The organism is Micrococcus sp. KRD070, assembly GCF_017168435.1.
GTDB lineage: Bacteria > Actinomycetota > Actinomycetes > Actinomycetales > Micrococcaceae > Micrococcus > Micrococcus luteus.
On sequence record NZ_JABFNH010000018.1, the window covers coordinates 41870 to 66905 of the forward strand.

At 74.2% G+C, this 25036-nt stretch carries 24 protein-coding genes and 1 pseudogene; 21 read left to right on the forward strand and 4 right to left on the reverse strand.

What is annotated here, in order from left to right:
• Positions 1 to 548: TilS substrate-binding domain-containing protein (locus J1M38_RS12035; protein ID WP_241246528.1), on the forward strand; the 548-nt coding region annotated here is incomplete at its 5' end.
• 49 nt (positions 549 to 597) lie between these two features.
• A complete protein-coding gene (gene hpt / locus J1M38_RS06425; RefSeq protein WP_002858265.1) occupies positions 598 to 1149 on the forward strand; it encodes a hypoxanthine phosphoribosyltransferase in 552 nt (183 codons plus the stop codon).
• A gap of 35 nt (positions 1150 to 1184) precedes the next feature.
• Here the strand turns inward: hpt and J1M38_RS06430 are convergent, their stop codons facing one another.
• Positions 1185 to 2249: a type IV toxin-antitoxin system AbiEi family antitoxin domain-containing protein gene (locus J1M38_RS06430; RefSeq protein WP_036316222.1), complete on the reverse strand. Its 1065-nt coding sequence runs from the start codon at positions 2247 to 2249 to the stop codon at positions 1185 to 1187.
• A 393-nt stretch (positions 2250 to 2642) separates the two neighbouring features.
• Here J1M38_RS06430 and ftsH point away from each other — a divergent pair, with 393 nt between their 5' ends.
• Genes ftsH through J1M38_RS06475 form a run of 9 tightly spaced genes read left to right on the forward strand, consistent with a single transcriptional unit; the run spans position 2643 to position 10970 of the window.
• Positions 2643 to 4733: an ATP-dependent zinc metalloprotease FtsH gene (gene ftsH / locus J1M38_RS06435; RefSeq protein WP_170747910.1), complete on the forward strand. Its 2091-nt coding sequence runs from the start codon at positions 2643 to 2645 to the stop codon at positions 4731 to 4733.
• A 17-nt stretch (positions 4734 to 4750) separates the two neighbouring features.
• Positions 4751 to 5371 carry a GTP cyclohydrolase I FolE gene (folE, locus tag J1M38_RS06440; protein WP_020625291.1) on the forward strand — a complete coding sequence of 207 codons (621 nt, stop codon included), beginning with the start codon at positions 4751 to 4753 and terminating at the stop codon, positions 5369 to 5371.
• Between the two features lie 26 nt (positions 5372 to 5397).
• Positions 5398 to 6312 (forward strand): dihydropteroate synthase, encoded by a 915-nt coding sequence (folP, locus tag J1M38_RS06445; RefSeq protein ID WP_020625292.1) that lies wholly within the window; start codon positions 5398 to 5400, stop codon positions 6310 to 6312.
• Positions 6309 to 6689 (forward strand): dihydroneopterin aldolase, encoded by a 381-nt coding sequence (gene folB, locus J1M38_RS06450; protein WP_044659875.1) that lies wholly within the window; start codon positions 6309 to 6311, stop codon positions 6687 to 6689. Before folP ends, folB begins: the two co-directional genes overlap by 4 nt.
• Complete coding sequence (folK, locus tag J1M38_RS06455; RefSeq protein WP_020625294.1) at positions 6686 to 7330, forward strand: 2-amino-4-hydroxy-6-hydroxymethyldihydropteridine diphosphokinase; 645 nt, start codon at positions 6686 to 6688, stop codon at positions 7328 to 7330. Before folB ends, folK begins: the two co-directional genes overlap by 4 nt.
• Positions 7327 to 7854 carry a DUF3180 domain-containing protein gene (locus J1M38_RS06460; protein WP_060974197.1) on the forward strand — a complete coding sequence of 176 codons (528 nt, stop codon included), beginning with the start codon at positions 7327 to 7329 and terminating at the stop codon, positions 7852 to 7854. The genes folK and J1M38_RS06460 overlap by 4 nt, the downstream gene beginning before the upstream one ends.
• A complete protein-coding gene (locus J1M38_RS06465) occupies positions 7835 to 8347 on the forward strand; it encodes a PH domain-containing protein (RefSeq protein WP_020625296.1) in 513 nt (170 codons plus the stop codon). Before J1M38_RS06460 ends, J1M38_RS06465 begins: the two co-directional genes overlap by 20 nt.
• Complete coding sequence (locus tag J1M38_RS06470; protein WP_095695204.1) at positions 8344 to 10023, forward strand: PH domain-containing protein; 1680 nt, start codon at positions 8344 to 8346, stop codon at positions 10021 to 10023. Before J1M38_RS06465 ends, J1M38_RS06470 begins: the two co-directional genes overlap by 4 nt.
• Entirely contained in the window at positions 10020 to 10970 is a 951-nt protein-coding gene (locus J1M38_RS06475) for a Rossmann-like and DUF2520 domain-containing protein (RefSeq protein ID WP_020625298.1), read from the forward strand. Before J1M38_RS06470 ends, J1M38_RS06475 begins: the two co-directional genes overlap by 4 nt.
• A 157-nt stretch (positions 10971 to 11127) precedes the next feature.
• Here the strand turns inward: J1M38_RS06475 and J1M38_RS06480 are convergent.
• Positions 11128 to 11604, reverse strand: a pseudogene (locus J1M38_RS06480) (low molecular weight protein-tyrosine-phosphatase).
• A 261-nt stretch (positions 11605 to 11865) separates the two neighbouring features.
• On the opposite strand from J1M38_RS06480, the gene J1M38_RS06485 reads away from it, so the two are divergent.
• The 10 genes from J1M38_RS06485 (at position 11866) to J1M38_RS06530 (ending at position 22655) form a co-directional block, all read left to right on the forward strand.
• Positions 11866 to 12315 carry a DUF3806 domain-containing protein gene (locus J1M38_RS06485; RefSeq protein ID WP_020625300.1) on the forward strand — a complete coding sequence of 150 codons (450 nt, stop codon included), beginning with the start codon at positions 11866 to 11868 and terminating at the stop codon, positions 12313 to 12315.
• Between the two features lie 95 nt (positions 12316 to 12410).
• The gene (locus J1M38_RS06490) at positions 12411 to 14573 is read left to right on the forward strand and encodes an alpha/beta fold hydrolase (protein ID WP_206501207.1); all 2163 of its coding nucleotides are present in this window, start codon (positions 12411 to 12413) and stop codon (positions 14571 to 14573) included.
• A gap of 182 nt (positions 14574 to 14755) precedes the next feature.
• Positions 14756 to 15985, forward strand: coding sequence for a glycerophosphodiester phosphodiesterase (locus J1M38_RS06495; RefSeq protein WP_036380839.1), 1230 nt, complete (start codon positions 14756 to 14758; stop codon positions 15983 to 15985).
• 158 nt (positions 15986 to 16143) lie between these two features.
• Entirely contained in the window at positions 16144 to 16959 is an 816-nt protein-coding gene (locus J1M38_RS06500) for a hypothetical protein (protein ID WP_036380841.1), read from the forward strand.
• Entirely contained in the window at positions 16956 to 17423 is a 468-nt protein-coding gene (locus tag J1M38_RS06505; RefSeq protein WP_036380844.1) for a phage holin family protein, read from the forward strand. Before J1M38_RS06500 ends, J1M38_RS06505 begins: the two co-directional genes overlap by 4 nt.
• Entirely contained in the window at positions 17420 to 18031 is a 612-nt protein-coding gene (locus J1M38_RS06510; protein ID WP_206481800.1) for a DUF3618 domain-containing protein, read from the forward strand. The genes J1M38_RS06505 and J1M38_RS06510 overlap by 4 nt, the downstream gene beginning before the upstream one ends.
• A gap of 154 nt (positions 18032 to 18185) precedes the next feature.
• Positions 18186 to 19217 (forward strand): pantoate--beta-alanine ligase, encoded by a 1032-nt coding sequence (gene panC, locus J1M38_RS06515; protein ID WP_036380850.1) that lies wholly within the window; start codon positions 18186 to 18188, stop codon positions 19215 to 19217.
• Positions 19214 to 19912, forward strand: a complete 699-nt coding sequence (locus tag J1M38_RS06520) for a DNA-3-methyladenine glycosylase (RefSeq protein ID WP_036380853.1) — start codon at positions 19214 to 19216, stop codon at positions 19910 to 19912. Before panC ends, J1M38_RS06520 begins: the two co-directional genes overlap by 4 nt.
• A gap of 47 nt (positions 19913 to 19959) precedes the next feature.
• Complete coding sequence (locus J1M38_RS06525; protein WP_036380856.1) at positions 19960 to 20442, forward strand: SRPBCC family protein; 483 nt, start codon at positions 19960 to 19962, stop codon at positions 20440 to 20442.
• Between the two features lie 149 nt (positions 20443 to 20591).
• Entirely contained in the window at positions 20592 to 22655 is a 2064-nt protein-coding gene (locus J1M38_RS06530; RefSeq protein WP_036380860.1) for a M13 family metallopeptidase, read from the forward strand.
• A 40-nt stretch (positions 22656 to 22695) separates the two neighbouring features.
• On the opposite strand, the gene J1M38_RS12040 is transcribed toward J1M38_RS06530, so the two are convergent.
• Positions 22696 to 23205: a MarR family winged helix-turn-helix transcriptional regulator gene (locus J1M38_RS12040; protein ID WP_036380863.1), complete on the reverse strand. Its 510-nt coding sequence runs from the start codon at positions 23203 to 23205 to the stop codon at positions 22696 to 22698.
• Positions 23198 to 25012, reverse strand: a complete 1815-nt coding sequence (locus J1M38_RS06540) for an MDR family MFS transporter (RefSeq protein ID WP_342356211.1) — start codon at positions 25010 to 25012, stop codon at positions 23198 to 23200. Before J1M38_RS06540 ends, J1M38_RS12040 begins: the two co-directional genes overlap by 8 nt.
• Between the last annotated feature and the right edge of the window lie 24 nt (positions 25013 to 25036).

Sequence of the window (25036 nt, forward strand, 5' to 3'; positions counted from 1 at the left end):
GTCTCGGTGTCCGCCCGCTGCTGGGCCTGACCCGGGCGGACACCGAGACGATCTGCCGCTGGGCCGGGCTGACCTGGTTCGAGGACCCGCACAACCGCGATCCCGCGCTGCTGCGTTCGCGGGTCCGCACCCGCGTGCTGCCCGCACTCGAGGACCCCGACGCCGGCCTCGGCCCCGGCGTGCGGGCCGGGCTGGTGCGCACCGCGGCCATCGCGGCCGAGGACGCCGCGGCCCTCGAGGCATGGGCCGGCGCCGAGGTCACCCGGCTGCGCGTCGACCCGCCCGCCCGGGACCCGCGCGTCGTCTCCCTGGATCTGGACGCCCTGGCCGCGCTGCCCGCCGCCGTGCGCCACCGCGTGATCGCGCGCGCCGCCCGCGCCGCGGGAGGGCAGGCCCCGCCCCGCGAACGGATCCTCGCGGTGGACGCCCTCGTGACGGGCGCCCGCGCGGGGTGCACGTCGGCCGGTCCGGTGGAGCTGCCCGGCGGGGTGGCCGCGCATCGGGCGTGTGCCAGACTGGACCTCATCCCCTGCCTGCCCGGTCCCTGACTGCGGCCCGGCCCGGCATTCCCGCACGAGCACTCACCAGGAGCGGCGCATGGACGCACAGGATGTCCAGAACGATCTCACCCACGTCCTCATGTCCCGCGAGGACGTGCAGGACACGATCACGGACCTGGCCCGCCAGATCGACCGCGACTACGCGGACAAGGACCTGCTCATCGTCGCCGTGCTCAAGGGCGCCGTGATGGTGGTCGCCGACCTCACCCGCGCCCTGCACTCCCACGTGGAGCTGGACTTCATGGCGGTCTCCTCCTACGGCTCCGGCACCAAGTCCTCCGGCGTGGTGCGCATCCTCAAGGACCTCGACGCGGACCTCACGGGCCGGCACGTCCTGATCGTCGAGGACATCATCGACTCCGGCCTGACCCTGTCCTGGCTCAAGGCCAACCTGGAGTCCCGCGGCCCGGCCTCGGTCGAGATCTGCACCCTGCTGCGCAAGCCGGAGGCCATGAAGGTGGACATCGACGTGAAGTACGTCGGGCGGGACATCCCCAACGAGTTCGTGGTGGGCTACGGCCTGGACTACGCGGAGAAGTACCGCAACCTGGACTTCGTGGGCACGCTCGCCCCGCACGTGTACAGCTGACCGGGGGCCCGGCGTGGCCCGGCGTGGCCGACCTGTCACGCGTGGTGTCGCTCTGATGCCGGATCTCCGCCCCATTCCGACTCCTTGCGTGACAGGCCGCCGGCGTCCCCGAGGTGACGGCGCACCTCCACGATCACGCGCGTGAATCCGCGGCGAGCGTCGGAGGAGGACACGGTGATGTTCCGGTAGCCCCGTCGCTCGAAGGCCGCGTTGCGCTGCACGTCGCGGTCGATCTGGCGATCCGCGCCGTGGTGGCCGCCGTCGTAGTGCAGGGCCACTCTCGCCTGCGGATAGCCCAGGTCCGCCGTCGCGGGGTGGTGCAGGGAGAACTCCGGGTCCCAGACCTCGAGCTGCAGTGCGGGCTCGGGGAGCCCGGCGGCCGTCAGCGCGAGCCGGAGCCGCGTCTCCTTCGGCGAGTGCGCCCCCACCCGGACCAGCGTGGCGGCGGTGCGGAGCCGTCGTCGCCGGTTGTGCGCGGACGGGCTGGTCTCGGCCGCCTGGGTCAGGGCCGCCCGGGTCCGCTCGGCAGCGTCGGGACCGCCGGACAGTTCCGCCCGGCGGACGAGATGGTCGCCGAGGATGACGAGCTCGTCGTCGTCGAGCAGGGCCGCGAGGTCGACCCAGAGACGGGGCGGGGCGGTGACGTACCAGGCCAGACCGCCGATCCGCACGCGCTCCACGTCCGCGGGCGGGAGCGCCGTCCGGTGGGAGGTGACGCCGGGGAGGGCGAGGCGGCCACGGTCCCGCGGGCGGCTCACGTGGACCTCGTCCCCCGCGTCCAGTCGCTCCGGCAGCCAGATCTCACGGGCGCGGGCCGCGGTCTGGTGCGACACCACCGTGGTGGCGCGGTGCCGGGCGAGTCGCAGCAGGAGCTCGTGTTGGGTGGCCGAGAGCGGGGTGCTCCACCGGTAGGGGGAGGAGCCGGCCGCGGGGCGCTCGACGGCGGCCGGGGCGGCCTCACGCCGGCGGTAGAGGCCCCGGGCGAGGCGTTCGACGTCGGAGCGACGCAGCCGGTTGTGGTCGATGCCGGCGGCCCTCGCCTGCGCGGCGGTGAAGGGGCCGTCCAGCAAGGACGCGGGAAGCGGGGTGGGGCGACGCATGGTGCCAGCCTGGCGCGTGGGGCGGGCGGCGTCCTGGGCCGCCGTCGGCCTGGGGAGGAGTTCGGGTGCGCGGGGGTCTGTGCAGGCGGGGACGCAGGGGCGTGGCCGCAGCGCCGGCGACCTGTCACGCGAGCGGTCGCTCTGAGGTGCGATCCACGCGCCATTCCGACCCCTCGCATTCCCGGTGGGTGCCAGGACGGTGCTGGCCGACGTCGGCGCCGGCTGACCGCCCGCGCCCTGTCCACCTGACGCGAACAGTCAGCGGACACCCGGGCGGGGCCGGTACCGTGGAGGCTTGACCCGGGCGCGACGTCGGCCCTGCGCCGGCCCCGGCTGCACGGCGGCCGCCCCGGGGAGCCCGGCCCCCGCGGCAGACCAGGAGACACTCGGACCGTGAAGAAGCTGTTCAACAAGCCCTACGTCTGGATCCTGCTGGGCCTGCTGGTCCTCGCCGTCGCGATCCCGCTGACCACGTCACAGAGCGGCCGCACCATGGTGGACACCAACGTGGGCATGGCCCTGCTGAAGGACGACAAGGCCGCGCAGGCCCGCGTGGTGGACGGGGACCAGCGCGTGGACCTCACCCTGCGTGAGCCCTACAAGCAGGACGACCGGGACCTCGGCAAGGAGGTCTACTTCTACTTCGCCACCGCGCGCGCCACGGACGTGGTCACCGCGGTGGACGACTCGGCCCTGGACGGCTACACGGACGAGCCGGTGCGGAGCAACTGGTTCCTCTCGCTGCTCGGCTTCATGGTTCCGTTCCTGCTCATCGCACTGCTGTTCTGGTTCCTGATGTCCCGCATGCAGGGCGGCGGTGGCAAGGTCATGCAGTTCGGCAAGTCCCGCGCCAAGCTGATCAACAAGGACAACCCGGACGTGCTGTTCAAGGACGTCGCGGGCGCGGACGAGGCCGTGGAGGAGCTCCAGGAGATCAAGGAGTTCCTCACCGTGCCGGACCGCTTCCGCGCCGTGGGCGCCAAGATCCCCAAGGGCGTGCTGCTCTACGGCCCGCCCGGCACGGGCAAGACCCTCCTCGCCAAGGCCGTGGCCGGTGAGGCCGGCGTGCCGTTCTACTCGATCTCCGGCTCGGACTTCGTGGAGATGTTCGTGGGCGTCGGCGCCTCGCGCGTGCGCGACCTCTTCGAGCAGGCCAAGTCCAACGCCCCCGCCATCATCTTCGTGGACGAGATCGACGCCGTCGGCCGGCACCGCGGCGCAGGCATCGGCGGCGGCAACGACGAGCGCGAGCAGACCCTGAACCAGATGCTCGTGGAGATGGACGGCTTCGACGCCTCCACGAACGTCATCATGATCGCCGCGACCAACCGCCCGGACGTCCTGGACCCGGCGCTGCTGCGCCCGGGCCGCTTCGACCGCCAGATCCCCGTGGACGCCCCGGACCTCGAGGGCCGTGCCAGGATCCTCGAGGTGCACGCGCAGGGCAAGCCGATCGCCCTGGACGTGGACCTGCGCTCCCTGGCCAAGCGCACCCCCGGCTACACGGGTGCGGACCTGGCCAACGTGATCAACGAGGCCGCGCTGCTCACGGCGCGCTCGAACAACAACGTGATCGACAATCACGCCCTGGACGAGGCCGTGGACCGCGTGATGGCCGGCCCGCAGAAGCGCAGCCGCCTGATGAACGAGCACGAGCGCAAGGTCACCGCCTACCACGAGGGCGGCCACGCGCTCGTCGCGGCCGGGCTGCGCAACTCCGCCCCGGTCACCAAGATCACGATCCTGCCCCGCGGCCGCGCCCTGGGCTACACGATGGTGGTCCCGGAGGACGACAAGTACTCCGTCACTCGCAACGAGCTCCTGGACCAGCTCGCGTACGCCATGGGCGGGCGCGTGGCGGAGGAGATCGTGTTCAAGGACCCGTCCACGGGCGCCGCGAACGACATCCAGAAGGCCACGGACACGGCCCGCAAGATGGTCACCGAGTACGGCATGTCCGCCAAGGTGGGCGCCGTCAAGCTCGGCGGCGGCAGCTCCGAGCCCTTCGTGGGCGGTGCCCCCGGCGGCTCCTCCCGCGAGTACTCCGAGGAGCTCGCGTACCTGGTGGACGCCGAGGTCCGCACCCTGCTGGACCAGGCCCACGCCGAGGCCCACTGGGTGCTCACGGAGAACCGGGACGTCCTGGACCGGCTGGCCTACGAGCTGCTCGAGAAGGAGACGCTCACCCAGGAGGCCATCGCCGCCATCTTCGCGGACGTGCGCAAGCGGCCCGAGCGCGGCGTGTGGCTGGCCTCGGACGACCGGCTCCCGCAGGACATCCCGCCCGTCCTCTCCCCCTCCGAGCGCCGCTCGCGCCACGACGGCGGGGAGCAGACCCCCGTCGGCGTCGAGGGCACCACGGTGCCGGTGCGTCCGGAGGGTGCGCCGCCGTCGTCGCTGGGCGGGGACGCGACCGGCCCCGGCCTGCCGCCGCACGGCGGTCCGAGCAACACGCCGGGCCCCGGCGAGGGACCGACCTTTTGACCGCGCAGGAGACCCGCATGACAGCCCACACCCCCGACGACGCCGTCCCCGGCACGTTCGACCCGGACTCGACCGCGGTCGACCGGCCGCGCATCGAGGCGGCGGTGCGGGAGATCCTGCTGGCGATCGGTGAGGACCCGGACCGCGAGGGCCTGGCGGACACCCCGGCGCGAGTGGCCAAGGCGTACGCGGAGTTCTTCGCGGGCCTGCACCAGAGCCCGGACCAGGTGCTCGGCACCACGTTCGACATCGCGCACGAGGAGCTCGTGCTCGTGAAGGACATCCCGTTCTACTCGACGTGCGAGCACCACCTGGTGCCGTTCCACGGCACCGCGCACATCGGTTACATCCCCTCCGCCGAGGGCCGCGTGACGGGGCTGTCCAAGCTGGCCCGCCTCGTGGAGCTGTACGCGCGGCGTCCGCAGGTCCAGGAGCGGCTGACCACGCAGGTGGTGGAGGCGCTCATGGAGCACCTGGCCCCGCGCGGGGCGATCGTGGTGGTGGAGGCCGAGCACATGTGCATGTCCATGCGCGGCGTGCGCAAGCCGGGCGCGAAGACCGTCACCTCGGCGGTGCGCGGCCAGCTGCGGGATCCGTCCACGCGCTCCGAGGCGATGAGCCTCATCATGCACGGCTGAGGACCACCGACGGCGGAGGAGGACACGTGGACGAGAGCATCGACGCGGCGGCGCGGGAGGCGAACCGCGCCCTGCTGGGGCGGCTGCCCGCGGGCCGGACCCTGGTCATGGGCATCCTCAACGTCACCCCTGACTCGTTCTCGGACGGCGGGGAGCACGCCACCGTCCGCGCGGCCGTCGAGCACGCCCGGCGCATGGTCGCGGACGGCGCGGACATCGTGGACGTGGGCGGGGAGTCCACCCGCCCCGGGGCCCGCGCCGTGCCGCCGGCCGAGGAGCAGGAGCGCATCCTGCCCGTGATCGAGGCGCTGCTGGCCGAGGACGTCGTCCTCTCCGTGGACACGCGCCACACCGCCACCGCCCGGGCTGCCCTGGCGCTGGGGCCGGTGATCGTCAACGACGTCTCCGGCCTCGCCCACGAGCCGGATATGCCGGCGCTGATCGCCGCGTCGGGCGCGCCGTACATCCTCATGCACAACCGCGGGAACCCGCAGACCATGGACGGGCTGGCCGTCTACGAGGACACCGTCCCGGACGTCGTGTGCGAGCTGCGGGACGTGGCCGGCCGCTTCCTCGCCGCGGGCGTCGAGCCCGCGCAGCTGATCGTCGACCCGGGCCTGGGCTTCGCGAAGGCCGGCGAGCAGAACTGGGAGCTGCTGCGCGGCCTCGAGTGGCTCCGCGCCATGGGCCACCCGGTGCTCGTCGCCGCCTCGCGCAAGCGGTTCCTGGGCACGCTGCTGGCGGACGACGACGGCACCCCGGCCCCGCCCGCCGCGCGCGACGCCGCCACCGCGGCCATCTCCGCCCTCGCCGCCGCCCAGGGCGCGTGGGGCGTGCGCGTGCACGACGTGCGCGCCAGCGCCGACGCCGTCCGCGCCGCCGCCGCCTGGGTCGGGGCGCACGCCCCGGGTGAGCCCGTCTCCGAGGACGTGCTGCCGTGAGCGCCCGGGACCGCATCCGCCTGGCCGGGCTGTCCGCCGTCGGGCACCACGGGGTCTTCGACCACGAGCGCCGGGACGGGCAGCCGTTCGTCACGGACGTCGTCCTCCACCTCGACGCCGGCCCCGCCGCGGCCGGCGACGACCTCGCCCGCACCGCCAACTACGCCGAGGTCGCGGACACGGTGGTCCGCCTGGTCACCGGGGAGCCGGTGGACCTGATCGAGACCCTCGCCGACCGGATCGCCCGCGCCGTCCTCGCCGAGCAGCCCGTGGTGACCGCCGTCGAGGTCACCGTGCACAAGCCGCAGGCGCCCATCCCGCACGACTTCGCGGACGCCGCCGTCACCGTGCACCGCACCCGGGAGGACCTCGCGTGAGCACCGTCGACTGGTCGCACCCGGCCGAGGGCCCCGCGCCCATCCCCGAGCTGGGCGCCCGCCCGGACGCGCCCGTCGCGGCCGTGCTGGCCCTCGGCGCCAACCTGCGCGAGCCCGCGCAGACGCTCGACGCCGCCGTCGCCGCCCTGTCCGCGCTGCCGCACATCACGGACGTCCGGGCCTCGCCCCGGGCCGTCACCACACCCGTGGGCGGGCCGCCGGGCCAGCCCGACTACCTCAACCAGGTGGTCACGCTGCGCACGGACCTCGCGCCGTGGGAGCTGCTCGCGGTGGCGCACCGGCTCGAGCAGGACCACCATCGGCGGCGTGAGGTCCGCTGGGGCGCGCGCACCCTGGACGTGGACGTGATCGCCTACGGAGACGTGCGCAGCGACCACCCGGACCTCACCCTGCCGCACCCCCGCGCGGCCGAGCGGGCCTTCGTGCTGCTGCCGTGGCTGTGGCTCGACGCGGACGCCACGCTCGCCGGCACGCCCGTCGCCGACCTCGCCGCCGTCGCCGCGGACGCCCCCGGGGTGCGCCGTCAGGAGCCCGAGCGGCACCGGCTGCTGGCCGGCACCGACGACGTCGCCCCGCTCCGCCCGGCACGCCCGGACGCCCTCGGGAGGGAGGCCACGTGATCGCGCTGCGCTCCGGGTGGACCCTGCTCGTGGTGCTGATGGCCGCCGTGCTCGGCTGGCTGGCCGGGCTCGCCGCGCCGTCCCTGGGCTGGCCGGCGCCCGTGGTGGGCCGCGGCGGCCTGATCACCGTGGCCGCGGTCTCCGTGCTGTGCCTCGCGCTGGGCTGGCGGGTGCGCCGCGACCGGGAGAAGCCCGCCGCCGCGCGGATGGACCCGCTCGCCGCGGCCCGCACCCTCGTGCTCGGCCAGGCCTCCGGCTTCGCGGGAGCGGCCCTCGGCGGGTGGCACGCCGGGGTGGCGGTGCAGGTGCTGCTGCGGGCCGGCGTGGAGGCACCGACCGTGCGGGAGGCCGCCCTGCAGGCCGTCGGCGGTCTCGTCCTGCTGGTGGTGGGGCTGATCGTCGAACGGTGGTGCCGGATCCCGCCTGAGGAGGATGCGCCCGAGGGCGGTCGTGGGCAGGATGGGTCCCCGGGCCGACCGGCCCGTCCCGAGACGGAAGGAGGGTATGCCCGTGCCCGGCATTGACCTGAGCGGCGTGGCCTTCACGCCGGCCTCGCCGCGGCTGGCGACGGTGAAGCTCATCGCCACGACCATCGGCCACCTGATCTGGCTCGCCGCGTTCTCCGTGCCGCTGATCCTCAAGCTCACCGGCCCGTGGGCGGGGATGGCCGCGTGGGTCGCGTGGGGGCTGCCGGCCGTCGTCGTCGTGTCCTGGATCGTGGACCTGATCCTGATCCCGCGGCGCGTGCGCGCGATGGGCTGGGCCGAGCGCGAGGACGACGTCCTGTGGCGCGAGGGCATCCTGTTCCGCAGCGTGCACGCGGTGCCGTACGGCCGCCTGCAGTACGTGGACGTGTCGGACGGTCCGCTGCTGCGCCGGGTCGGGCTGCAGACCCTCACCCTGAAGACCGCCGCCGCGGGCGGGGACGTCACCCTGGAGGGCGTGCCCCGCGAGAGGGCCGAGGAGCTGCGCGAGGTCCTCATGGCGCGCGGCCAGGCGCGGCTGGCGGGCCTGTGAGCGCGGCCGCCCCGCCCCCCGCCGACGACGCCGGCTGGGTCCGCGTCCACCCCGCCTCGCCCTGGGTGCGGGGCTGGACCTTCCTGCTGCTGATCCTGTTCTTCGCGGGCCGCAACGCGGTGGAGGACTTCGCGGCGGGCCGGCTCAGCGGGGAGGACGCCCCGGGCGGCGGCGACGGCAGCCTGCTCGTGGCCGGCGGCATCCTGCTGGGGGTCACCCTGCTGATCAGCCTCGTGTTCTTCTTCTCCTGGTGGTTCACCCGGTTCCGCTGCGGGGAGGACCGGATCGAGCTGCGCCAGGGCTGGCTCTTCCGCAGTCGCCGGCAGATGCGCTACGACCGCATCCAAGCGGTGGACCTGCAGCACCCCCTCGTGGCCCGGCTGCTCGGGCTGGCCACAGTGAAGGTCGAGGCGGCCGACGGCGGCGAGTCCGCGCTCGAGCTGTCCTTCCTGCGCCGCGCCGAGGCCGAAGCGGTGCGCCGGGAGATCCTGGACCGCGCGTCGGGGATGCTCGGGGGAGCCGGGGCGGACGCGTCCGCGCCGGAGCGGGCGGCCGAGCCCGGCCTCCCCGACGCCGACGCCGCGGACGCCGGCGAACTCATGCTGCAGGTGCCCGCGGGGCGGCTCCTCGGCTCCGTCCTGCTCTCCGGAGGCGTGCTGGGGGTGCTGGCCGGGTCCCTGATCTGGCTGGCCGGCCTCGCCCTCGTGGTCGCGCTGCTGCCCGAGGCGGTGCTGGACGAGGGGGAGACCCTGACCGGGATCGGCGCGGCCGCGTCCCTGCCCGCCCTGTTCTCCGTGGCCGGCGTCGCGTGGTCCCGGTTGAACGCCGGCTGGGGTTTCCAGGTGCGCCGCTCCACCGACGGGCTGCGACTGCGGCACGGGCTCACCGAGACCACCCACCAGACCGTCCCGCCGGGGCGGGTGCAGGGGGTGACCGTCTCCCAGCCCCTGTTCTGGCGGCCCTTCGGCTGGTATCGGGTGAACATGGCGGTGGCCGGGTACCTGCAGGAGTCCGACGGCGCCCGGGACGTCGCGCTGCCCGTCGGCCCGTGGGAGGACGTGCTCCGCGTCCTCACGGTCGTGGCCCCGGACCCGGGCCTGGACGGCGATCCGCGCGCCGCGCAGGGGCTGACCCCCGCCGGGCTCATGCACCTCGGCGTGCACGGCACCGGCACGGAGGGCGGCTTCCAGCACGTGCCGCGGCGCGGCAGGTGGTGGTTCAACTGGTTCGCCTGGCGGCGGACCGGCTTCACGACGACGCGGTCCCTGCTGGTGGTGCGCAGCGGCTGGTTGAACCGCCGGCTGCAGACCCTCCAGCACGAGCGCATGCAGGCGGCCGAGCTGGCGCAGGGCCCGGTGCAGCGACGCCTGGGCCTGGCCACGGTGCGCGTGTGGGTCGCGGGGGCGAACGCCGTGGTCCGCGACCTCGACGAGGACGTGGCCGTGGACCTGTACGCCCGGGAGGCCCGGCACGCGGCCGTCTCGCGTCGCCTCGCCGACCGCGACCAGTGGATGCGCCCCGAGGAGCTGGCCCGCTTCGAGCAGCGCACGCGCGAGGTCGCGGCCACCGAGGTGGGCCGCCGCGAACTGGCCCGGGCCGGCGTCGTCGGCGGCGCCGTCGTCGGGGAGGAGAGCGGGGCGCACGTCCCCGCCGTGCGCGGCGAGGAGGAGCGATGACCGGCGGACTCGACCTGAGCCTGGACCCGCATGACCCGGCGCAGCGGCCCGGGCGGCTGGGCGTCGGCGTGGTGAGCGCGGGTCGAGTGGGGGCCGTGCTGGGCTCGGCGCTGCGGGCTGCGGGCCACACGATCACGGGCGTGCACGCCGTCTCCGAGGCCTCGCGGGACCGCGCGGAGATGCTCCTGCCGGGCGTGCCCGTCCTGGAGATCCCCGAGATCCTGCGCCGCTCCGAGATGGTCGTCTTCGCCGTCCCGGACGACGCGCTGGGCGAGCTCGTGGCCGGCCTGGCCGCCGCGGGCCACGTGCAGACCGGCCACCTGCTCGTGCACACCTCCGGCCGCTACGGGGTGGGGGTGATGGAGCCGGTGCGCGCGCACGGGGCGATCCCCCTGGCGATCCACCCGGCCATGACGTTCACGGGGCTGAGCCTCGACGTCGCCCGGCTGCAGGACTGCGTGTTCGGCGTGACCGCGGACCCCGTGGTGCTGCCCGTGGCCCAGGCGCTCGTGGTGGAGATGGGCGGCGAGCCCGTGGTCGTGAAGGAGGCCGACCGGGCGGCCTACCACCTGGCGCTGTCCCACGGGTCGAACCACCTGGTGACGCTGACGGCGCAGGCCCGTCAGATCCTCGAGACGATCGGGGTGGCCGACCCGGAGCGGGTGCTGCGCTCGCTCATGACCGCCGCGCTGGAGAACGCGCTCACCGACGGCGACGGCGCCCTCACCGGCCCCGTGGCCCGCGGCGACGTCGACACGCTGCGGACCCACCGTGAGACCCTCGGCGAGCTCGAGGCCGGGGGACTGTCGGCGGACGTGCGGGCCGTGTGGGAGACCCTCGCCCGCGCGACGACCGACCGCGCCGAGACCCGCGGCGCCCTGCGCGCGGACACGGCGGCGCGGCTGCGCGAGGTCCTCGACGACTCCGACGACCCCCACGACGACTGATCGACCCCCGCCGCCCCCGCTTTCGTTCGGGAAACGGCGGGTCCCGGGCCGTTTTCGTTCGGGAAACGGCGGGCCCCGAGCCGTTTTCGTTCGGGAAACGGCGGGTCCGGCGGCGTTCGCGTCGCTGGGACGAGACCCCGGGACCGCGCCCCGGCCGTCAGAGGCGGCCGTCGCGGATCGCGGCGACGACGCCGTCCGCCGCGTCCTCGATCTGCCGGTACATCTCCTCGAACTGCGGCCGCGGATACCCGTACGGATCGGGGACCTCGCGCACCCCGGCGCTGTCCGCATCCGACGCGAACTCGCCCATCAGGTGGATCCGGTCCCGCTGCTCGTCCGTGGTCGCGAGCCGCCGCGTGTCGGCGAGGTTGGCCTCGTCCATCACGAGGATCAGGTCGGCGTCGTCCACGAGGTCGGCGGACAGCTGCACCCCCACCGTCGGGAACTCTTAGCCCAGTTCGCCGCCGACCTCGCGGGTGAGGTGATGCGGACGGGCGCCCACGTGCTCGTCGGACGTGCCGGCGGAGGTGACCTCGACGTCGTCGAGACCGGCCTCCGCGAGCTTGCGGTTCAGCACGGCCTCGGCGGCGGGCGAGCGGCAGATGTTCCCCAGGCAGACGGTCATGATGCGCATGGGGCCAGTGTCTCAAGTCCGGGCGGGGGCGGCGGACGACGACGGTCCGCACGCTCGCCTCGTCGCTGGCGGCGCGACGTCGGTTGCGTCCACGAGTGCTCCCGCTGGGGGATCAGAGGCCTCCGGCGGTCCGTCCCCCGGCTCCTCGCCGTTTCTCGAACGAAAGCGCTGCGACACGCCGCCGTTTCTCGAACGAAAGCGCGGCCGGCGCCGCCCGTTCCGGCGACGGCGGCACCGGACGCGCCTGGCAGGATGGAGGCCATGACCGACCAGCCCGAGATGAGCCCCCTGACCGAGCCCGAGCGGGAGTGGGTACGCGTCCGCCGCGACTTCGCCGCGCAGGAGGGCGTGGACCACCTGGACCTGGACGCGGTCGCCGCCTACTACGACGCCGTGCTGGCCCGCTCGCAGGCCGAAGCCGAGGAGCTGGACCCCGAGGAGCTGGCGGTGCTGCTGGACGTCGTCGCGGTGCTGCTCGGCGAGCACCTGGGCGCGCGCCACGGCATGCAGTGGGTGACGGTCGCGGACGAGGAGGGGCCCGCCCTCGCGCTGCGGGATACCCTCTCGGACGCCGTCGTCTTCCCGCAGCCGGTGGTCGGCCAGAGCTGGAACCATCAGGCCACGGGGGAGTGGATGGGCGAGTACGTCGACTGGCTCGGCGAGCAGCTCCAGCAGATCCGGGCCGACGCCGGCACGCGGCCCGGCGCCTGAGGCGCGGCGGGCACCGGGGCGGCCCGCCGTCAAGGCCGCCACCCCGCCGTCCTCCGTGTTGCCCGGATCACGTGCGGGCCGATAGAAACGAACGCATGACCTCCACCCCGGACACCCCCTTCCACGACCTCGACGCCTTCACCGCCCTGCCGCGCGTCGCCGGTCTCACCCTCAGCCCGGACGGCGCCCGCCTGGTGACCACCGTCGCCACCCGGGACGCGAAGGGCACCGGCTACGCCACCGCCCTCTGGGAGGTCGACCCCGCGGGCGAGCGCCCCGCCCACCGCCTGACCCGCTCCCGCGAGGGCGAGGCCGGCGCACAGTTCGCCGCGGACGGCACCCTCTTCTTCACCGGCACCCTCTTCTTCACCTCCGCCCGCCCCGACCCCGCCGACGCCGAGGCCGAGAAGCGCAGCGCCCTGTGGGCCCTGCCGCCCCGGGGCGGCGAGGCGCGCGTGGTGCTCTCCCGCCCGGGCGGCGTCGCCGCGGTCACGTGCGCGTCCGCGGCGGACCGCGTGGTCGTCACGGCGGACCGCCTGCTCGGCGCGACCACCGAGGCCGAGCACGCGGCCCTCGCACAGACCCGCAAGGACGCCGGCGTGGACGCCATCCTGCACACCGGCTACCCCATCCGCTTCTGGGACCACGACCTCGGCCCCGCCCGCCCCGAGCTCTTCGTCCTCGAGGCCGGCCCGGACCCGCAGGGCGAGCCCGCCACGGACGCCGGCGCCGCCGAGCCCGGCCCGGCCGCCTCGGGCCTGGCTCCCGAGGCCGACGACGTGGCGCACCACCTGCGCCACGTCTCCGGATTCCCGCGCTCCCACGCGTTCGGGATCGGCGCACAGGTGGCCCCGGACGGCTCGTTCCTGCTCACCGCGGCCGCCACCGCCGAGGCCCGCGGCAACGTGCGCGAGGGCACGGTGGTGCGCGTGGACCTGGCCACGGGCGAGCACCGCGTCCTGCACGACGTCCCCGGGGAGGACGTGGCCGTCGGCCCCGTCAGCCACGACGGCACGCGCGCCGTCGTCGTCCGCACCCCCGACTCCACCCCGCATTCCGCCGTGCACCCGCGCCTGTACGTGATGGACACGGCCACGGGCCAGACCACGCCCCTGGCCCACGGCTGGGACCGCTGGGCCGACGTCGTCGCGTGGCTGCCGGACGACTCCGCGGTGATCGCGCTCGCGGACTCGGAGGGTCGCCGCCCGGTGTTCCGCATCGAGGTGGCCACCGGCGCCGTCGCGCAGGTGACCCGGGAGGACGAGGCGTGGACCGACGTCGTGCTCTCCCCGGACGGGGCCACGGCCTACGGTGTCCGCTCCTCCTACCTGTTCCCGCCGGAGGTGGCGCGGATCGACCTGGCCACGGGCGAGGCCACGCGCCTGCCGAACCCTGTGGAGCGCCCCGCGATCCCGGGCACGCTCGAGGACGTGGAGACCGTCGCCGAGGACGGCACGCGCGTGCGCGGCTGGCTCGTGCTCCCCGAGGGGACGGCGCCGGCCGGCGGCCACCCGCTGCTGCTGTGGATCCACGGCGGGCCGCTGGGCTCGTGGAACGCGTGGAGCTGGCGCTGGACGCCGTGGATCATGGCGGCGCGCGGCTACGCGGTGCTGCTGCCGGACCCGGCGCTGTCCACGGGTTACGGCCAGGACTTCATCGAACGCGGCTGGGGCCGCTGGGGTCAGGCGCCCTACACGGACCTGATGGCGCTCACGGACGCCGTCGTGGCACGTGAGGACGTCGACGGCGACCGCACAGCCGCCATGGGCGGCTCGTTCGGCGGCTACATGGCGAACTGGGTGGCCGGGCACACCGATCGGTTCCGGTGCGTGGTCACGCACGCCTCGCTGTGGGCGCTGGACGGCTTCGGCCCGACGACGGACGCCGCGTTCTACTGGGCCCGCGAGATGGACGAGCAGATGCAGCAGGAGAACTCGCCGCACCGGTTCGTGGGGGAGATCGTCTCCCCGATGCTCGTCATCCACGGCGACAAGGACTACCGCGTGCCGATCGGCGAGGGGCTGCGCCTGTGGTCGGACCTGCTGGCGAAGTCCGGGCGGCCGGCCGCCGCGGACGGCACCACGGACCACCGGTTCCTCTACTTCCCGCACGAGAACCACTGGATCCTCGCCCCGCAGCACGCGAAGGTCTGGTACGAAGTCGTCCTCGGCTTCCTGGGCGAGCACGTCCTCGGCGCCGGCGCCCCGTCGGTCCCGGAGACGCTGGGACTGACGCGGCCGTCGTCGACGGCGGGCTGAGCCGCTGCGCCCGGTGCCGGGCCCGGCGCCGCGCATCGTGACGGGCGGCTGAACCTCTCCGATCAGCCGCCCGTCACCGGCTGTTCACCGGACGGGCCGGCTGTGGCCGGAGGGGGGCCACCCGGCCGACACCCGGATCTGGCCCACTGGAGCGGTCATCCCCTCCCGGAAAGGACCGTTCCATGACCTCCGTCCGTCGTCACGCCGCCCGCGGCCTCGTGGCCCTCGCCGCCGCCGCCGTCGCCGTCAGCGCCCCGCTGGCCGCCCCGGCCGTCGCCGCCCCTGCCGCAGCGGAGACCCCGGCCGCCGCGCAGTCCGCCACGGGCAAGCCCGTGGTGCGCCCCGACGTCGTCGGCCACCGCGGCGCCTCCGGCTACCGCCCCGAGCACACCCTGGCCGCCTACGAGCTGGCCGCCGCCCAGGGCGCGGACGTGATCGAGCCGGACCTGGTCTCCACCAAGGACGGCGTGCTCGTGGTCCGCCACGAGAACCTGATCGACGGCACCACGGACGTCGCCCAGCGACCCGAGTTCGCCGACCGCAAGACCACCAAGGTCGTCGACGGCGTGGCCCTCACCGGCTGGTTCACCGAGGACTTCACCCTCGCCGAGCTCAAGACCCTGCGCGCCAAGGAGCGCCTGCCGCAGGTCCGCCCGGAGTCCGCGTCCTACGACGGCCGGTACCAGGTGCCCACCTTCGAGGAGGTGCTCGAGCTGCGCGAACGCCTCTCGGCCCGGTACGGCCGGCAGATCGGCGTCATCCCCGAGATCAAGCACCCCACCTACTTCGACTCCATCGGCTTGTCCATGGAGGAGCGCGTCGTCGAGCTGCTCGACGAGCACGGCCTGAACAAGCGCAACGCCCCCGCCACCGTGCAGTCCTTCGAGCTCGCCAACCTGCGCGATCTCAACGAGAACCTCGGCCTCAAGGCCGAGACGGTCTTCCTGTCCAGCGCCAACGGCGCGCCCTACGACTCCGTGGCCGCCGGCGACACCGTCCGCGACTACGACTTCTACGAGACCGCCGCGGGCATGCGCGAGGTCCGCGCGGCCGGCGTCGACACGCTCGGCCCGGCCTTCGCGCAGATCATCACCAAGGAGAAGGACGGCTCGATGGGTGAGGAGACCGCGTTCGTCTCCCTCGCCCACCGCGCGGGCCTCGAGGTGGTGCCGTACACCTTCCGCGCCGAGAACCAGTTCCTCTACACGGAGTTCCGCTCCTCCGCGGACCCGAACGCCCAGGGCGACATGGTCGGCATGATCCAGCCGTTCCTCGACGCCGGGATCGACGGCTTCTTCACCGACCACCCCGACCTCGGCGTGCAGGCCGTGGACACCTGGATGCAGGGCAAGAAGGAGCACCCGGGCCGGGGCGTCGGCAAGACCGCCCAGCGGGGCCTGAAGGTGCGCTGACCCCGTCCCGACCGGAGACGATCCCGGCGGACCCGAGGTCTTCCGGCACGTCCGTCGCGGTGCTTACCTTGGCCCTCAGGACCGGTGGACCCGGTGACGTGGACGGCCAGAAGGGCTGGCCATGAGGGGCCGCCGACCCGGACGAAGGAAGGCACAGCATGACGACGAACACGCCGAAGAACGCCCACGGCTCCTCAGCCGAGGGCCGTGACGCCAAGGACCAGGCGAAGGACAAGGCCCAGCAGGCCGCGGGCGAGGCCCAGGGCCAGGCGAAGGCCGTGGCCCAGGACGCCAAGGACAAGGCCCAGGACCTCGCGGCCACCGCCAAGCACGAGGCCGGCCAGGTGAAGGACGAGGCCGCTGACCAGGTGCAGTCGCTGGTCGGCTCCGCCCAGGAGCAGGTCGGCGCGCAGGTGCAGACCCAGCAGGAGCGGTTCGCGGGCCAGGTGCGCAGCTACACCGACGACCTGCACCGCGTGGTCTCCGGTGAGCAGCCGCAGACCGACCTGGTGCGCCAGGGCGTCGCCTCGGTGGCGGACCGTGCCGAGGCCCTGACGCAGCGCCTGGAGACCGCTTCCCCGCAGGACCTGCTGCAGGACGTGCGCGGCTTCGCCGCTCGCCGTCCGGGCACGTTCCTGGCCCTCGCCCTGGGCGCCGGGCTGGTGGCCGGTCGACTGACGCGCGGCATCCGCGACGCCGCCCAGCCCGACTCCGCCGCCTCCACCTCGCCGCGCCGTCACACGACCCGTCCGGACGCGGTGCACGCGGACGTGACCCCGCACCACCTGGACTCGCAGGCCCCGGCCTACTCGAGCGATTCGCTCTCCCAGGCCGACGGCCGCGTCGCGGACGGCGCCGGGCCCCGCCGCGCGGCCGGCGTCGGGGACACCCCGTATGGCACGCAGGCGCCGGTCCAGCAGGGCCTGACCGCCGAGCGGCCGTTCGACCAGACCCGGCCCGGGGGTGACGCATGAGCACCGCCCACGAACCGTTCCGCGACGCGACGCCGCACTCCGGCGCGCACACCCCGCCGCCCACGCAGGCGGAGTTCCGTGCCGAGCACGAGAGCCTCGGCGAGATGTTCCAGAGCCTGTCGGCCAAGCTGTCGACGCTGGTCAGCCAGGAGATCGCCCTGGCCAAGGCCGAGGCCACCGAGTCCGCGAAGAAGGCCGGCAAGGGGGCAGGCCTGCTGGCCGGCGCCGCCGTCGGCGGCTTCTTCCTGCTGATGTTCCTGTCCCTGGCCCTGATGCACCTGCTCGACGTGTTCCTGCCGATCGGCTGGGCCGCGTTGATCGTGGCCGTGCTGTGGGGCGTCGTCGCGGCCGTGCTGGCCCTGCAGGGCAAGAAGGACATCGAGAAGATCAAGGGTCTGCCGCAGACCCAGGAGACGCTTCAGGAGATCCCCGAGACCCTGAACCCCGCGAAGGAGACGCGATGACCACGAGCAACAACCCCGACGAGATCCGCGCCGACATCGAGCGCACGCGCCGCGAGCTCGGCCAGGACGTGGACGCCCTCGCCGAGAAGGTGAGCCCCACGAAGGCCGTGTCCCGGCAGACCAACCGCATCAAGGACGGCTTCATCCACGCGAAGGAGAACATCATGGGCTCCCCGGAGCAGCACCGCCACGAGCCCTCGCTGGGCGATCGCGCGTCCGAGTGGGCCGACGACGCCCAGCACGCCCTGCACCAGGCCCCGGCTCAGCTGCGCGGCCGCACCGCGGGCAACCCGTTCGCCGCCGGGCTGATCGCCTTCGGTGCCGGCCTGCTGCTCAGCTCGCTGATCCCCGCCTCACGCGCGGAGCAGCGCGCCGCGGAGGGCCTCAAGGACCAGGCCGCCCCGCTGGTGGACGAGGCCAAGCAGGCCGCCCAGCAGCTGCGCGAGGACCTCGAGCCCGCCGCCCGCGAGGCCGCCGGGAGCGTGAAGGAGTCGGCCGCCGAGGCCGCTTCCCACCTCAAGGAGCAGGGCACGGACACGGCGCAGGGCCTCAAGGCGGAGTCCCAGGACGCCGCCCGCCAGGTGAAGGACACCGCGAAGGACGCCTGAGCCCGACCCGAGCACGACGCCGGCCGGTCCCGTTGACGGGACCGGCCGGCGTCGCGCGTGGCGGGGCCGAATCCGGCCCGCGGCTCAGGCCTTGGACCAGATGCGCGTGGTGAGGCGGAAGTCCTCCCCGAGGCCCCGTGCCTAGACTCGGAGGGTGACCCCTCTCGACCGCGTCCCCGACCAGCGCCCCGTCCCCGCCGGCACCGGCCTGACCCTCGAGGACGCCCTCCCCGCTCCCGTGACGGCCGAGGCCGACGGCGTCTCCGCGCGCCCGCGTCTGGCCCGGACCGTCGCCGAGATGCGCTCCGCTCTCCGTGAGCTCGTCGCCCACGCCACGGACGACGGCGACGCCGAGCCCGTCACCGTCGGCCTGATCCCCACGATGGGCGCCCTCCACGGCGGCCACGCGGCCCTGGTGCGGCGGGCCCGCGCCGAGAACGACGTCGTCGCGGTCAGCATCTTCGTGAACCCGCTCCAGTTCGGCGATCCGGCCGACCTGGAGCACTATCCGCGCACCCTGGACGCGGACCTGGACCTGCTGGCGGCGGCGGGCGCCGACGTCGTGTTCGCCCCGGACGTGCAGGAGATGTACCCGGGCTACCCGGACGCGCCGATCGTCACCGTCTCCGCCGGCCGCATGGGGGAGGTCCTCGAGGGCGCCTCCCGCCCGGGCCACTTCGACGGCGTGGCCACCGTCGTGGCGAAGCTGTGGAACATCGTGCGCCCGGCGGTGCCGGCCCTGCGCAGCTACTTCGGCCAGAAGGACGCGCAGCAGCTCACCGTCCTGCGCCGCCTGGCCACGGACCTGGACATCGACGTCGACGTCCGCGCCGTACCCATCGTCCGCTCGCCCGAGGGCCTCGCGCTCTCCAGCCGCAACACCCGCCTGGACGCCGCGGGCCTGGAGCACGCGCTCGTCCTCAGCCGCGCCCTGCGCTCCCTGGCCGACGCCGCGGCGGCCGGTGAGCCCGTCGACGTCCAGGCCGCTCGCCGGATGGTCGAGGACGAGCCGGGCGTCGAGCTGGACCACCTCGTGGTGGTGGACCGGGACACCTTCGCCGAGCTCGGTCCGGAGCTGCTGTGCCAGCCGCTGCGCCGCGAGGCCCTCGCCCTCGTGGCCGCGCACGTGCCGCCCGTCCGGCTGATCGACACCATGGTGCTGCCCGTCGCGGGGCCGCTGCCGTGACCCCGGAGCGTCTCGCCGCCGCCTTCGACGGCCCCTCGCCCGCGCTCGCCGCGACGCTGCTGGGGTGCCGGCTGACCGTCGTCGCCCCGGACGGCGCCGTCACCGTGCGGCTGACCGAGACCGAGGCGTACGGGAACGCGGGAGCGGACCCCGGCGCCCACTCGTTCCGCGGCCGCACCGAGCGCAATGCCGCGCTGTTCGGGCCGCCGCGGCGCACGTACGTGTACCTGAACTACGGCATCCACCGCTGCCTGAACCTGGTGGGCCACCCCGAGGGGGAGGCCGGCGGTGTGCTGCTGCGTGCGGCCGAGGTGCTTGCAGGAGGGGACCTCGCGGTGGCCCGCCGTGGCCGGGACACCGGCCCCAAGCTGCTCTCCGGCCCGGGCAACCTCGGCCAGGGCCTCGGCATCACCCTGGAGATGGGCCACGCGCCCGTGGAGATCGTCGCCGCGCCGCCGGAGGTGGCCGACGACGGTGGCACCTCGGCCCGCCTCGCCGCGCCGGCCGCGCCCGCCCGCTTCCTCCTGGCCCCGCCCGCGCCCCGCGATCCGGCCGAGCCGCCGATCGAGGTCGTGACGGGCCCGCGCGTCGGCGTCTCGGGGGAGGGCGGCTCCGTGCGCTTCCCGTGGCGGTTCAGCGTGGCCGGCCACCGCAGCGTGTCCGCGTTCCGGCGTGGCCGCAACGTGCCGGACTGACCCCCAGACCTTGTCGACCGCCCCGGCCCCGTGCCTAGGTTGATCCCATGACCGAGATGAACAAGACCGCCCACGGCGAGACCCAGCAGACCGTCACCCGGACCATCGACGCGTCCGCCAAGGACGTGTTCGACTTCCTGACCCTGCCCGCGAACCACGCGAAGTTCGACGGCTCGGGCATGGTGCAGTCCGACGACAAGACCCAGCGCATCCAGAAGGTCGGCGACGTGTTCACCATGAACATGCACGCGGAGCACATGGGTGGCGACTACCAGACCGACAATCACGTGGTCGCCTACGACCCGAACAAGCTGGTCGGCTGGAAGACCGCCCCCGCCGGCACCGAGCCCAAGGGTTGGCAGTGGGTCTACCGGCTCGAGGACAACGGCTCCGGCAGCACGGTCGTGTCCCTCACCTACGACTGGACCGCCGTGACCGACCCGGAGCTGCTGGCGAAGAACCTCTTCCCGATGGTGTCCGAGGAGCAGATGGAGGAGTCGCTCGCGAAGCTGGCCGCCGAGGTCGGCTGACCCCCGCCTCCCGACGGCGGCCTCCGGGCTGGCCGTCCCCTCGACGACGGGCACGCACCCGGCCAGGGTGCGGTGCCCGTCGTCGTGTCCGGTGTCACGGCTAGAGTGCCGTGCGAGACCGTCCACCCCCACGTCCAGGAGGATCCGCCGTGACCGCCACCGCCGAGCCCGAAGTCCCGTCGCCGCGCGAGGACCTGTACCGCCACGTCAACGCCGGGTGGCTGGACACCCATGAGATCCCCGCGGACCAGGGCGCCTACGGCGCGTTCCTCGAGCTGCGGGACGCGGCCGAGCTCGCCGTCCGGCACCTGTGCGAGGACGCCGTGCGCGAGGTCGGCACGGGCTTCGACCCCGCCCAGGCGCGCGTGCAGGCCACGGCCGCGGCCGGCGCGCACCGGGACGTCCCGCTCGCCCCGCTGGACGAGGAGGACGCGGAGGGCACGGAGCATCCGGAGCTCAAGCGCCGGATCGCCGCGCTGTACGCCTCGTTCATGGACGACGAGACCGTGGAGGCCCGCGGCCTCGAGCCGATCGCCTCGGACCTGGCGGCGGTGGCCACCGTGTCCACCCCCGCGGAGCTGCTCGCCCTGTCCGGGCGACTGCAGCGCCAGGGCGTCTCCGGCCTCATCAACACCGGCGCCCTCAACGACGCCGGGAACCCGGACCGCATGCTCCTGCACCTGCTCCAGGGCGGCCTGGGCCTGCCGGACGAGTCCTACTACCGGGACGAGGCCTACGCCGAGATCCTCGAGCAGTACACCGAGCACACCGGCCGTCTGCTGGCGCTGGCCGGGATCGGCGCGGACCGGGACGAGGCCGCCGCGCTGGGCGTCCGGGTGGTGGAGCTGGAGAAGCGCATCGCCGCCCTGCACTGGGACCTGGTCCGCAGCCGGGACGCCGTGGCCCGCTACAACCCCATGACCCACGACCGGCTGACGGAGCTCTTCCCCCTGGCCGACGCGTGGCTCGAGGGCGTGGACGCCGCCGGCGAGCGCGCCGCGGAGGTCGTGGTGTGGCAGCCGGACTTCCTCTCCGGTGTGCAGGGGCTGCTCGAGGGACCCGAGGCCGCCGACCTCGAGGACTGGCGTCACTGGCTGATCCTGCAGGTGCTGCGCTCCTTCGCCGGCTTCCTGCCGGACGCGTTCGTGCAGGAGAACTTCTCCTTCTACGGCCGCCGCCTGGCCGGCACCGAGGAGGTCCGCCCCCGCTGGAAGCGCGCGGTCGCGTTCGTCAACGGGGCGGCCGGCGAGGACGTGGCGCAGCTCTACGTGGCCCGCCATTTCCCGCAGGGCCACGTGGCCGCGATGGACGAGCTCGTGGGCCTGCTCCAGGAGGCCTATCGCCGGTCCATCGAGGAGCTCGAGTGGATGGGCGAGGAGACCCGTCAGCGGGCGCTCGAGAAGCTGGCGATGTTCCGCCCCATGGTGGGCTACCCCTCGAAGTGGCTGGACTACTCCGCCCTCGAGGTCCACGCCGGCGACCTGCTGGGCAACGCCCGCTCCTCCTCGGAGCTCGAGTGGGAGCGGGACCTGCGCAAGATCGCGGACGGGCCGGACCCGGAGGAGTGGCACATCACGCCGCAGACGGTGAACGCGTACTACTCCCCGCTCGAGAACGCGATCGTCTTCCCGGCCGCCATTTTGCAGCCCCCGTTCTTCGACCCCGAGGCCTCGATGGCCGCGAACCTGGGGGCGATCGGCGCCGTGATCGGCCACGAGATCGGCCACGGCTTCGACGACCAGGGCTCGCGGTACGACGGCGCCGGTCGGCTCGAGGACTGGTGGACCGAGGAGGACCGCGCGGCGTTCACCGAGCGCACCTCCCGGCTGGTGGCCCAGTACAACGCGCTCTCCCCGGCCGAGGCCCCGGACCACCGCGTCAACGGCGAGTTCACCCTGGGGGAGAACATCGGCGACCTCGGCGGCCTGGGCATCGCCCACCGCGCCTTGGAGATCTGGCGGGACGAGGGCGACGGCGCCTCCCTCGACGCCGCGGCGGGGGACCGCGAGTTCTTCACCGCCTGGGCCACCGTGTGGCGTCAGCTCACGCGACCGGAGGCCATGGTCACCCGCATCGCCTCGGACCCGCACTCGCCCAACGAGTTCCGCTGCAACCAGGTGGTCAAGAACCTCGACGCCTTCCACGAGGCGTTCGGCACGCGCGAGGGGGATCCCATGTGGCTGGCCCCGGAGGAGCGCGTCACCATCTGGTGATCCCGCCCGCCGGCCGGGCCCCGCGGGTCCGGCCGGCGGCTCACTCGGATTCGGCGGGGTCCTGCATCCGGGTCTGACGCTCGGCGGCCAGCCGGTCCAGCAGGCGCGTCAGCGTCCGGATGTCCTCGCGGTCCCAGCGCGCCAGGTCGTCGCGCAGCCCGCGACCCGCCGGGCCGCCGCGCACCGCGTCGAGGCGGGCGAGCCCCTCGGGGCTGGCGCTCAGGAGGGCGGAGCGGCGGTCCCGCGGGTCCGGCTCTCGGGTGATCAGCCCGGCGGCCTCGAGGTCGCGGACCATGCGGGAGACCTGCGCGCGGTCCACCAGCAGGCCCTCGGCCACGGCCGAGGGCGTCATGGTCCCCTCGTTGGCCAGCATCATGAACGCCTTCATCGCCCCGACGGACAGGGCCGGGCTGAGGGCCGCCGCGTAGCGGACCATCACCTGGCGGTGCTGCAGGACCAGACGCGAGAACGCCTGCTCGAGCCCCTGGACGGCGGCCTCGAAGCCCGCGTCGTCGCCGCCTCCGCCCGGGTCCGGGGCGCCGTCAGCCACGGCGGGCCCGGACCAGCGCGGTGACGACGGCCGCCAGCAGGGCCGTCCCTGCCACGGCCAGCGCCGCGGGGACGACGGGCCGGTCGGCCACCGCCGTCGCCGGGCGCTCGGCCGACACCGACCGGGACTCCTCCGGGTCCTCGGCCGGATGCTGCCCCTGCGCCGCGGTCACCACGGGGATCGGGCCGGTCGCGGGCAGCGTCTGCATGGCCTCGGCCGTGGCATGGGTGGCCAGGTCGGCGCGGGTGGCGTGGAGGCGCTCGGAGGTGGTCATGCGGCCCAGTGGGAGGTTCGGCAGGAACAGGATCGCGATCAACGCGACGATCGCGAGCGGCACGGCCACGAGGAAGGCGAGGGCGATGCCCTGCGCGTAGACGTCCTCGAAGATCACCCGCAGCGAGTCGGGCATCTCTGCCACGCGTGGCAGGGTGCTGGACTGCAGGCTCTCGGACCACTCGGCGGCGTCCGGGCCCAGGCTGCGCAGGGCCGCGGCGAGGTCCGCGCGGCGCTCCTCGATGCGGTCCGGGACCACGTTGGAGACCACGGCGCCCATCACGGCGACACCGATGCTGCCGCCCAGGGTGCGGAAGAAGGTGACGCCGGAGCTGGCGACGCCCATCTGCCGCGGGTCGGTGGTGTTCTGCACCACGAGCACGAGGTTCTGCATGGTCATGCCGACGCCGGCGCCGAGCAGGAACATGTAGAGGGACACCAGCCAGAAGGAGGTGTCGTAGTGCAGGGTGCCGAGCAGGGCGGTGCCGGCGATCAGCAGGACGGCGCCGATCACGAGCCAGCGCTTCCACACGCCGGTGCGGGTGATGAGGCCGCCGATCACCGTGGAGGACACGAGCAGGCCGAGGATCATCGGGATGGTCATGAGGCCGGCCTGGGTCGGCGTCGCGCCGCGGGCCAGCTGCATGTACTGGGCCAGGTAGACGGAGGAGCCGAACATGGCCAGGCCCGTGGCGATCGAGGCGATCGTCGCGAGGGTGAAGGTGCGGTCGCGGAAGAGGGTGAGCGGGATGAGCGGCTCGGCGACGCGCAGCTCGGTCACGACGAACAGGACGGTGGCGACGGCGGCGCCGCCGAGCATCCACGCGGTGGTGGTGCTGGCCCAGTCGAAGTCGCGACCGGCGCTGGTGACCCAGATCAGCAGCAGCGCGGTGGCCGCGGTCAGGAACACGATGCCGAGGTAGTCGATGGACACCTTCTGGCGCTCGCGGTGCGGGAGGTGGAGGGTGCGCTGCACCATCACCAGGGCGACGACGGCGAAGGGCACCGCCACGAAGAAGTTCCAGCGCCAGCCCCACAGGTCGGTGATCACGCCGCCGGCGAGCGGGCCGCCCACCGTGGCCACGGCCATCACGGCGCCGAACAGGCCCATGTAGCGGCCGCGCTCACGCGGGCTGATGATGTCCGCCATGATCACCTGGCTGAGCGCGACGAGGCCGCCGCCGCCCAGGCCCTGCACGGTGCGGCAGACGATCAGGAAGGTCGGATCGTGGGTGAACCCGGCCGCCGCGGAGGCGGCGACGAAGATCGCCAGGGCGACCTGGAAGAGGACCTTGCGGTTGACGAGGTCGGCCAGCTTGCCCCAGATCGGGGTGGCGATGGCCGTGGCGAGCAGGGCCGAGGTGATGACCCAGGTGTAGGCGGTCTGGTCGCCGCCGATGTCGTGGATGATCACCGGCATCGAGGTCGAGACCACCGTGTTGGCGATCATCGAGACGAACATGCCCAGCAGGAGGCCGGTCAGGGCCTGGAGCACGGAGCGGTGGCGCGCGGCGTCGGCGGCGGCGCGCGCCACCGCTCCTGTCTCTTATACACCTCT

Excerpts from the sequence above, each read along its gene's own strand:
- hpt (WP_002858265.1), top strand. The coding sequence starts at position 598 with ATGGACGCACAGGATGTCCAGAACGATCTCACCCACGTCCTCATGTCC.
- J1M38_RS06430 (WP_036316222.1), bottom strand. The coding sequence starts at position 2,249 with ATGCGTCGCCCCACCCCGCTTCCCGCGTCCTTGCTGGACGGCCCCTTC.
- folE (WP_020625291.1), top strand. The coding sequence starts at position 4,751 with ATGACAGCCCACACCCCCGACGACGCCGTCCCCGGCACGTTCGACCCG.
- J1M38_RS06465 (WP_020625296.1), top strand. The coding sequence starts at position 7,835 with ATGCCCGTGCCCGGCATTGACCTGAGCGGCGTGGCCTTCACGCCGGCC.
- J1M38_RS06475 (WP_020625298.1), top strand. The coding sequence starts at position 10,020 with ATGACCGGCGGACTCGACCTGAGCCTGGACCCGCATGACCCGGCGCAG.
- J1M38_RS06485 (WP_020625300.1), top strand. The coding sequence starts at position 11,866 with ATGACCGACCAGCCCGAGATGAGCCCCCTGACCGAGCCCGAGCGGGAG.
- J1M38_RS06490 (WP_206501207.1), top strand. The coding sequence starts at position 12,411 with ATGACCTCCACCCCGGACACCCCCTTCCACGACCTCGACGCCTTCACC.
- J1M38_RS06495 (WP_036380839.1), top strand. The coding sequence starts at position 14,756 with ATGACCTCCGTCCGTCGTCACGCCGCCCGCGGCCTCGTGGCCCTCGCC.
- J1M38_RS06500 (WP_036380841.1), top strand. The coding sequence starts at position 16,144 with ATGACGACGAACACGCCGAAGAACGCCCACGGCTCCTCAGCCGAGGGC.
- J1M38_RS06505 (WP_036380844.1), top strand. The coding sequence starts at position 16,956 with ATGAGCACCGCCCACGAACCGTTCCGCGACGCGACGCCGCACTCCGGC.
- J1M38_RS06510 (WP_206481800.1), top strand. The coding sequence starts at position 17,420 with ATGACCACGAGCAACAACCCCGACGAGATCCGCGCCGACATCGAGCGC.
- J1M38_RS06525 (WP_036380856.1), top strand. The coding sequence starts at position 19,960 with ATGACCGAGATGAACAAGACCGCCCACGGCGAGACCCAGCAGACCGTC.